Source organism: Nocardia brasiliensis (assembly GCF_042691675.1).
Classification (GTDB): Bacteria; Actinomycetota; Actinomycetes; order Mycobacteriales; family Mycobacteriaceae; genus Nocardia; species Nocardia brasiliensis_D.
In genome coordinates this window covers 7,498,094-7,506,903 of record NZ_CP170507.1, presented here as the reverse complement: position 1 = coordinate 7,506,903, position 8,810 = coordinate 7,498,094, and the positions used below count along the sequence as shown (strand labels likewise).

Annotated in this window: 8 protein-coding genes; all 8 read left to right on the top strand. The window is 66.6% G+C overall.

The genetic code is table 11. From position 1 onward, the window contains the following. Positions 1-18 precede the first annotated feature (18 nt). The 8 genes from ACFK0J_RS34645 (at position 19) to ACFK0J_RS34610 (ending at position 8,807) form a co-directional block, all read left to right on the top strand. Positions 19-1,257, top strand: a complete 1,239-nt coding sequence (locus ACFK0J_RS34645; RefSeq protein ID WP_378733913.1) for an isochorismate synthase — start codon at positions 19-21, stop codon at positions 1,255-1,257. After that, positions 1,254-2,885, top strand: coding sequence for a (2,3-dihydroxybenzoyl)adenylate synthase (locus tag ACFK0J_RS34640; protein ID WP_378733912.1), 1,632 nt, complete (start codon positions 1,254-1,256; stop codon positions 2,883-2,885). Before ACFK0J_RS34645 ends, ACFK0J_RS34640 begins: the two co-directional genes overlap by 4 nt. Next, complete coding sequence (locus ACFK0J_RS34635) at positions 2,882-3,640, top strand: SDR family oxidoreductase (RefSeq protein WP_378733911.1); 759 nt, start codon at positions 2,882-2,884, stop codon at positions 3,638-3,640. The genes ACFK0J_RS34640 and ACFK0J_RS34635 overlap by 4 nt, the downstream gene beginning before the upstream one ends. Positions 3,641-3,692: 52 nt before the next feature. Beyond that, the gene (locus ACFK0J_RS34630; protein WP_378733910.1) at positions 3,693-4,493 is read left to right on the top strand and encodes an SDR family NAD(P)-dependent oxidoreductase; all 801 of its coding nucleotides are present in this window, start codon (positions 3,693-3,695) and stop codon (positions 4,491-4,493) included. A gap of 6 nt (positions 4,494-4,499) precedes the next feature. After that, positions 4,500-4,904: a rhodanese-like domain-containing protein gene (locus ACFK0J_RS34625; protein WP_378733909.1), complete on the top strand. Its 405-nt coding sequence runs from the start codon at positions 4,500-4,502 to the stop codon at positions 4,902-4,904. An 83-nt stretch (positions 4,905-4,987) separates the two neighbouring features. Then, positions 4,988-6,361 carry a wax ester/triacylglycerol synthase family O-acyltransferase gene (locus tag ACFK0J_RS34620; protein WP_378733908.1) on the top strand — a complete coding sequence of 458 codons (1,374 nt, stop codon included), beginning with the start codon at positions 4,988-4,990 and terminating at the stop codon, positions 6,359-6,361. A 20-nt stretch (positions 6,362-6,381) separates the two neighbouring features. Next, on the top strand, positions 6,382-7,698 hold the full coding sequence (locus ACFK0J_RS34615) for an NDP-hexose 2,3-dehydratase family protein (protein WP_378733907.1): 1,317 nt from the start codon (positions 6,382-6,384) through the stop codon (positions 7,696-7,698). Continuing rightward, positions 7,695-8,807, top strand: coding sequence for a DegT/DnrJ/EryC1/StrS family aminotransferase (locus ACFK0J_RS34610; RefSeq protein ID WP_378733906.1), 1,113 nt, complete (start codon positions 7,695-7,697; stop codon positions 8,805-8,807). Before ACFK0J_RS34615 ends, ACFK0J_RS34610 begins: the two co-directional genes overlap by 4 nt. Positions 8,808-8,810: the final 3 nt, after the last annotated feature.

Sequence of the window (8,810 nt, the reverse complement as noted above, 5' to 3'; positions counted from 1 at the left end):
AGCAGAAAGGACGGCGCGATGACTACCGAAGCGATCGATGCCCGCAAACCCGATGTCTTCGACCCGACGGCGGTGGCCGACGAGAGCGAGCTGTTTCTCGCGTCACCGACCTCGACACTGGTCGCCCGCGACGTGATCGCGGCGGCCAACGCGACCCCATTGGCCGACGCGGCCGAGCACGGCACCGCCCTGCTCGCCGACTGCGCCAGAGATATGACCGCCAAGGACCGGGCGTCCGGCGGACCACTGCTGGTCGGTGCCGTCCCGTTCGCACCGAACGCACCCGCGCGCCTGGTGGTCGCCCGGGACATTCACTGGGGCCCGCCCGCCACCCGCACGTATACCGGTGGGGCGCCGGAGATTCCGCGCGCGGTGCGGGTGGATCTGATGCCGTGGCCGGATCGGTACATCAACAGCGTCGAACGCGCGCTGGTGAAGCTGGCCGGGTCCGGCCAGCACAAAGTGGTGCTGGCCAGGGCCATCGACGTGATCACCGCCGAACCCGCACGGGCCCGCGACCTCGTGCGCAGCCTGATCCTCGGGGAACCCGACGCGTACGTTTTCGCCGTTCCGGTGGGCACGGTGCGCAACGGTGCGCGCCGGATGCTCGTCGGCGCCAGTCCCGAATTGGTGGTTCGCCGGGTCGGCCGCAGCGTCGTGTCCAACCCGCTCGCCGGGTCGGCGCCGCGCAGTGCGGATCCGGTCGAGGATCGGCGGCGGGCGTGGGAGCTGCAACGCTCGGCAAAGGATCTGCGGGAGCACCGGATCGTCGTCGACGCGGTCGCGGATGCGTTGCGTCCGTTCTGCGCCGCGCTCGAGGTGCCCGACCAGCCGTCGGTGATCCACACCAGAACGATGTGGCATCTGTCGACCAGGGTGCGTGGCGTGCTGGCCGATCCGCTGCCCAACGCACTGGAACTCGCCGCGGCACTGCATCCGACCCCGGCGGTCTGCGGCTGGCCCGCGTCCTTCGCGCGACGGGTGATCGCCGAATCCGAAGCGTTCGACCGGCAGTTCTACTGCGGGTTGACCGGATGGATGAACGAGACCGGCGACGGCGAGTGGGTACTCGCGCTGCGATGTGCGGAGGTCGCTGATACCCGGCTGCGGCTGTACGCGGGCGCCGGTGTCGTCGAAGGTTCCGATCCGGCAAGCGAACTCGCCGAAACGAGCGCGAAGTTCCGCACCTTCCTGTCGGCGATCGGCCTGGAGGACGCCGTCGCGATGGATCCGAGCGGGCAAGGGGCGCGCCGATGACCGCCCCGCTGTCCCTGACCGGCGTGGGGCGCGACTTCACCCCGTGGCCCGACGATGTCGCCGCCGGGTATCGGGCGGCCGGCTTCTGGACCGGCGCGACGCTCGGCGGTGTGCTCGCCCGGTCCGCCCGCCTGCACGGCGGCCGGACGGCGGTGGTCGATGCGGTGCGCGGCTGGACATATCAGCAGCTCGACCACGAAGCCGACTGTCTTGCAGCGGGTTTCGAGGGAGTCGGGATCGGACGCGGCGATCGGGTGATCGTGCAGATGCCGAACGTCGGCGAATTCGTCGTCGTGTGCTTCGCGTTGTTCCGGATCGGCGCGATCCCGGTGCTCACCCAGCCCGCGCATCGCGAGCACGAGATCACCCATCTCTGCGCGCAGAGCGACGCGGTCGCCTATGTCATCGCCGATCACTACGGCGGGTTCGACTACCGCGCCATGGCGGAGCGGATCGCCGCGGCCTGCCCCAGCTTGCGCACCACCATCGTGCACGGGGATCCCGGCCCGTACGTCGCGCTGGCCGACCTGTATCTGGAACCGGTAGAGCGGCCCGAACCGGCGCCGGGTGATATTGCCCTGCTACAACTCTCGGGCGGGTCGACGGCGGTACCGAAGCTGATTCCACGCACGCACGACGACTATGCCTACAACGCCCGCGCCAGCCTGAGCGCGTGTCCGCTCGGACCCGACGACGTGTACCTGGCGGCGTTGCGGGTGGCACACAACTTCACCCTGTGCGCGCCCGGCATCCTGGGCGCGCTGACCGTCGGTGCCACGGTCGTCCTGTCGCCGAGTCCGAGTGCGGACAACGCCTTTCCGTTGATCGAGCGGCACCGGGTCACCGTCGCCGCGGTGGTGCCGCCGGTGGCCCTGCGCTGGCTCGACGTGGCGGCAACCACCCGGCACGACCTGTCCAGCCTGCGCGTATTGCAGGTCGGGGGCGCGCGATTCAAACCATCGGCGGCCCGGCGGGTCGGTGCCACCCTCGGCTGCACGCTGCAGCAGGTGTTCGGCATGGCCGAGGGGCTGATCTGCTATACGCGCCTGGACGATTCCGACGAGCTCATCGTCGAGACCCAGGGCAGGCCGATGTCACCGGGTGACGAGGTCCGGATCGTCGACGACGATGACCGGCCGGTACCCGACGGCACGCCGGGGCATCTGCTCACCCGCGGCCCGTACACGATTCGCGGCTACTACCGCGCGGATGAACACAACCTGCGCGCCTTCACCGCCGCCGGTTTCTACCGCACCGGCGACATCGTGCGCAGGCTGCCGTCGGGCCACCTCGTCGTCGTCGACCGGGCCAAGGACATCGTCAACCGCGGCGGCGAGAAGGTGGCGTGCGAGGAGATCGAGGAGATCCTCATGAACCACCCGCGGGTGCACAATGCCGCTGTCGTCGGCAGGCCCGATGACCTACTCGGCGAACGGATCTGCGCGTTCGTGATCCCGCACGGGCCGCTGCGGCCCCGCGAGCTCACGAAGTTTCTGCGCGATCGCGGCGTGGCCGCGTACAAGATTCCGGACCGATTCGATTTCGTCGAGGAATTTCCGCTCACCGCCGTCGGCAAGGTGGACAAGAAGGTGCTGCGGATGCGTGCCGCGCAGGAGGAAGCGCGATGAACGAAAGCTTGTTCTCGGTTCAAGGCAAGGTCGCTCTGGTAACTGGCGGCGCCCGTGGCGTGGGCGCGCTCATCGCCCAGTCGCTCGTCGAGGCGGGCGCACAGGTCTATCTCACCGCCCGCGACGGCATGGCCGCGGAGAAGGCCGCGGCGGCGTTGTCGCTGCTCGGTGACTGCCGATCGCTGGTCGCGGACGTGTCCTCGGAAGCGGGCTGCCGGGCGCTGGCCGAGGAATTCGGCGCGGAAGAGCAGGCACTGCATCTGCTCGTCAACAACGCGGGGGTGTTTCACGCGGCCCCGCTCGACGAGTTCGACGAGACGGGCTGGCGCGACACCCTGGCCGTCAATCTCGAGGCCGTATTCCACCTGACGAAATTCCTCCGGCCGCTGCTGGTGGCGGCCTCGACCCCGGACGACCCGGCCCGGGTCATCAATGTGGGCTCGATCGACGGAATACGCGTGCCCGCCGCGGAAAGCTACTCCTACGGCGCGAGCAAGGCCGCAATGCACCATCTGACAAAGCATTTGGCGAACCGGCTCGCCCCACAGATCACCGTCAACGCCATGGCCCTCGGGCCGTTCGTGTCGGACATGCTCGAGCGCGACCTGGCGCTGGAAATCGGTGCGCGATTGGCCATGCGCAGGCACGGCGGCATCGATGATATCGCCGGCATCGTCGGTTTCCTCGGTTCCCGAGCGTCCTCGTTCATCACCGGCACCGTCATCTCCGTCGACGGCGGAATGGCGGCGGCATGAGGCTGATATTCAACCGTTTCTCCATCAACACAGTCGAAATCGAGGTATGAGGATGTCGGCATCGAAAACCGCGCTCGTCACGGGCGCGTCATCCGGTATCGGGGCGGCATTCGCCCGCCTGCTCGCCGCGGAGGGCTACGCACTGGTCCTGGTCGCCCGGCGCGAGGAAAAGCTGGCCGAACTGGCCACTGAACTGCGGGAAGGCAACGGCGTCAGTTGCGAGGTGCTCGCCATTGATCTGACCGAACCCGGTGCGCCGGAAAAGATCATGGCGAAGATGCACGAACTCGGCCGCGGCATCGATGTGCTGGTCAACAATGCCGGCCTGTGCGCCAATCACACGTTCGCGAACGCGTCGTGGGAGAGCCTCGCGGGTGAGATCCAGCTGATGATCACCGCCGTCACCGAACTCACCCACCGCGTACTGCCACATATGCGCGAGCGTGGCTGGGGCCGGGTCATCAACCTGTCGTCGGTCTCCGCGTTCGGGCCGCCCGGGCAGAGCCTGTTGTACACGGGGATCAAGACCTACGTCCTGCACATGTCGCAATCCCTGAACATGGAACTCGCGCCGCAGGGCATCCACGTCACCGCGCTGTGCCCGGGACAGACCCGCACCGAATTCCACGATGTGATGGGCGTTCGGGAGATCGCCGACGGGATGCCCGGCTTCTTCTGGCAGGACCCCGAGGACGTCGCCGCCGCGGGATGGAAGGCCGTCTCGAAGGGCAAGCCGGTGTGCGTGCCCGGCGGGGTGAACAAGATCTTCACCTACATGACGCGACCGATGACGGTGAACATGATCTACCGGTTCGGCCGCGACTTCAATCCCTTCAAGAACACCGCCGCATAGGTCATCGTGCTCGACCAATTGACGCTCGACCACCGGATGACGGTCGGTGAATTGCCGACGGCGATAGCGCTCGGCAGCGTCGTCGTCGATATCCGCTCGCAGCGGCAGCGCACCCGCGAGGGTCCGCTGTACGGGGCACTGGCCATCGGATCCGATGTGGTCGTGGACCGGCTCGACCCGGCGAGCCCGTCGTGTCTGGTCTTGGCGCGCGAGCACACCGGCGGATGGGTTCTGGTGTGTTCGTCCGGCGACTGCGCGGACGTCATCGCGGCGGGTCTACGCGGGCGTGGATTGGGAAAGGTGATGAGCCTCGTCGGAGGTTTTCGTGCGTTGTGTGCGGCGAGCAGTTTGACCATCGCCGCGCGCACACCACATTTCGAGCGGAGCGTGGCCATGGTGCTGTGCGGCTGAAGTGGGGAAAGTCAGCAAGAAAAATGCCGGTACGCCGGTGACAGGTACCAATGGCAGCCATAGGTGAAAGGTCCACCGCCGCAATGAATGACACGAAGAAAAACGAACGTCCGACCATCGCCATGAGCGAGAAATTCTTTTTCGTCGTCGACTCCGCTACCGCGGGTCAGCACGTCGCGATGCTCGCGGTGTTCACGCCGCCGAAGGACGCCGACGCCGACTACGCCACGCAACTGCTCGGACGGCTGCGGGAAATCCGCACCTTCGCACCCCCGTTCAACTACGTGCTGGACCGACCGGCCCTGCGCAAGATCAACGCGACGATGAGCATGCTCGCCGACGACGCCGTCGATCTCGACTACCACCTGCGCCATCACCGGCTGCCCGCCCCGGGCGGCCAGCGCCAGCTGGACGATCTGATCGCCGAATTGCACGGGCCTCAGCTGGATTTCGGTCGGCCGCTGTGGGAGTACCACCTGATCGAAGGGCTCGAGGGCGGGCGCTTCGCGACCTACGTCAAGTTCCACCACGCGGTGATGGACGGCGTCGGCTGGAATCAGCGCTTCGTGCAGTCGGTCACCGAGGATCCCGGGACGGCGGAGCTGCGTCCGATCTGGACGGTCGGCCCTACCTCCGAGCTGCCCCCGCCGCCGAAACCGGCACCCATGCGGGAGCTGCTGGAGGCGCGAAAGTACATGAAGCGCAATTCGAAGCAGGGCATCGCCGAGGTCGCGGCACCCTACGTGGCGCCGAAGACCGTGCTGAACGGCCGGTTGACGCACCGGCGCCGGGCGACGACGGTGAGCTATCCGCTGGAGCGCATCAGGGGAATCGCCAAGGTCGCGGGCGTCACCGTCAACGACATCCTGGTCAGCAGTGTCGCGGGCGGATTGCGCCGCTATCTCGAAGAGCGGGGCGAACTGCCGGGCAAACCGCTCATCGCGAGCGTTCCGTTCAATATTCGGGTGCCCGGTGACGACGCCACGCTCAACGCCTACAGCACGATTCTGATCACGATGTTCACCGATATCGCCGATCCGGTCGAGCGATTGCGGGCGGTGGCGCGGTCGAGCACCATCGCCAAGAACGATATTCGCAGCCGCACCCCGGAGGTCGCGGTGATGTACTCGCCGTTGATCGGCGGGAAGTTCGCGCTCAATCAGGCGACCGGTTTGGCTGGCCGGACCGCGCCACCCTTCAGTGCCATCGTCTCGTGCATTCCCGGTCCGGACGCCGATCTCTACCTCGCGGGCGCACACCTCGACGCGATGTTCCCGATCGGCCCGCTGTACCACGGATGCGGGCTCATCGTTGCGGCGCTGACGATTTCGGGTGCGTTCGGGATCGGATTCCACTGCTGCCCGGACACCGTGCCCGGCATCGATCGCATCGCCGCGTACACCGGGGCGGCGCTGGACGACCTGGAATCCGAACTGACGGTCAGTGCGAACCTGTAACGAGATGTTGGGACGTCGCCATGTTCGAGGAATTAACCCAGTTCTATGACTGGTTCGCCGCCCGCGAATGCGCCAACGACTATCGGGTGAATGTCCAGTCGCTGGATGCGTTGGACGGTTGGTATACCGATCCGCGGACCGGGAACGTGCACCACCGCAGTGGCAGATTCTTCTCTGTCATCGGTGTCCGGGTGAGTACCGAGAACCGCAGACCGGCGGCCTGGTCCCAGCCGATAATCTTGCAGCCGGAAATCGGGATCCTCGGCATCATCGCCAAGCGCATGGGCGATTCGATCTACTGTTTGATGCAGGCCAAGATGGAGCCGGGAAACGTCAACCTGCTCCAACTGTCGCCCACGGTGCAGGCGACGCGGAGCAACTTCACCCGGGTCCACCGCGGCAGTGCCGTGCCGTATCTGGACTACTTCCGCTCGCCGCACCGGGGTCGGCCGGTTTTCGATTCGCTGCAATCGGAACAGGGCTCGTGGTTCCTCGGCAAACGGAACCGCAACATGATCATCGAGGTGGCCGAGGACGTTCCGGTTCTCGACGACTTCTGCTGGTTGAGTGTCGCGCAGCTGGCCGAGCTGATTCGGATTCCGAACCTGGTGAATATGGACGCCCGCACGGTCTTGTCCGGGATCCCGTTCCTCACCGGCGATTCGGACCGCGCCGGTGCCCCGCTGCACTCGCTCGGTCACATCCTCAGCTGGTTCACCGAGGTCAAATCGCGCAACCAACTCGACCGGACGGTCGTGCCGCTCGCCCAGTTGCCGGAATGGGAGCGCTCCGATGGGGTGATTCACCGCCCGGACGGCAGGCATTTCTCGGTGATCGGTGTCGAGGTGCAAGCCAGCAATCGCGAGGTACGGCAGTGGTCGCAGCCCATGTTCCGCCCGGCCGAGCGCGGCGTAATCGCCTTCCTCGGCAGGCATTTCGCGGGCGCCTTCCATGTGCTGGTGCACGCGCGAACCGAGGCGGGAACCGCCGACGTCGTGGAAATGTCACCGACGGTGGCGTGCATTCCGGGGAACTATGCCGCCGCACCGGAAGCGGAACGACCGCGCTATCTGGATCTCGTGCTCGGCGCGTCCGCGACCCAGGTTCTCGTCGATGTCGTCCACTCGGAGGAAGGCGGCCGCTTCTATCACGCGGAGAACCGCTACCTCGTCATCGACGTCGGCGACAGCCTTCCGGTGGAGGTCCCGCACGACTACTGCTGGATGACCATCGACCAGCTCACCGGATTCATCCGCTATGGGAATCACGTGAATGTCGGCGCGCGCTGTCTGCTCAGCTGCATGACCGATCTAATCCCGCAGGAGGCAACATCATGACCACCCGTGTGTGGGACTACCTCGGCGAGTACGCCAAGGAGAAGGACGACATCCTCAACGCCGTCGAAACCGTTTTCAACTCTGGGCAACTCGTCCTCGGGGCGAGTGTGCGGGGGTTCGAAGCGGAGTTCGCGGCCTACCACGGGCTGCCCTTCGCGACCGGTGTCGACAACGGCACGAACGCGATCAAGCTCGGGCTCGAGGCGATCGGTGTCGGGCCGGGCGACGAGGTGATCACCGTGTCCAATACCGCGGCGCCGACCGTGGTGGCGATCGTCGGTGCGGGCGCGACACCGGTGTTCGTGGACGTGCGTGCCGAGGATTTCCTGATGGACACCGATCAGGTGGCCGCCGCGATCACCCCGCGCACCAAGGCGATCGTGCCGGTGCACCTCTACGGGCAGTGCGTGGACATGGCGCCGCTGGAACGCCTGGCCGCCGAACACGGGCTGAAGATCCTCGAGGACTGCGCGCAATCCCATGGCGCACAACAGCACGGGCGGATGGCGGGCACGATGTCCGACGTAGCGGCCTTCTCCTTCTATCCGACCAAGGTGCTCGGCGCCTACGGCGACGGCGGCGCGGTGGTCACGGCCGACGAGACGGTCCACCAGAACCTCCAAAAGCTGCGCTACTACGGCATGGAAAAGGTGTATTACGTCGTGCAGTCACCGGGCCACAATTCCCGGCTCGACGAACTGCAGGCGGAAATCCTGCGGCGCAAACTGCGCCGACTCGGCGAATACATCGACGGCCGCAACCGGGTGGCCCGCCGGTACGAGCAGTACCTCGGCGACCTCGACGGGCTGCGGCTGCCGGTGACGAATCCCGGCAACACCCACGTCTACTACGTCTACGTGGTGCGCCACCCCGCCCGCGACGCCATCATCGAGGCGCTGCACGCGCACGACATATCCCTCAACATCAGCTACCCGTGGCCGGTGCACACGATGAGCGGCTTCGCCCACTTCGGTTGGCGCACTGGATCGTTGCCGGTCACCGAGCGGCTGGCGGGGGAGATCTTCTCGCTGCCGATGTATCCGTCGCTGTCCGAGGCCGAGCAGGATCATGTCATCGAGGCAGTCCGCACGGTGGTCGGGTCGCTATGACGG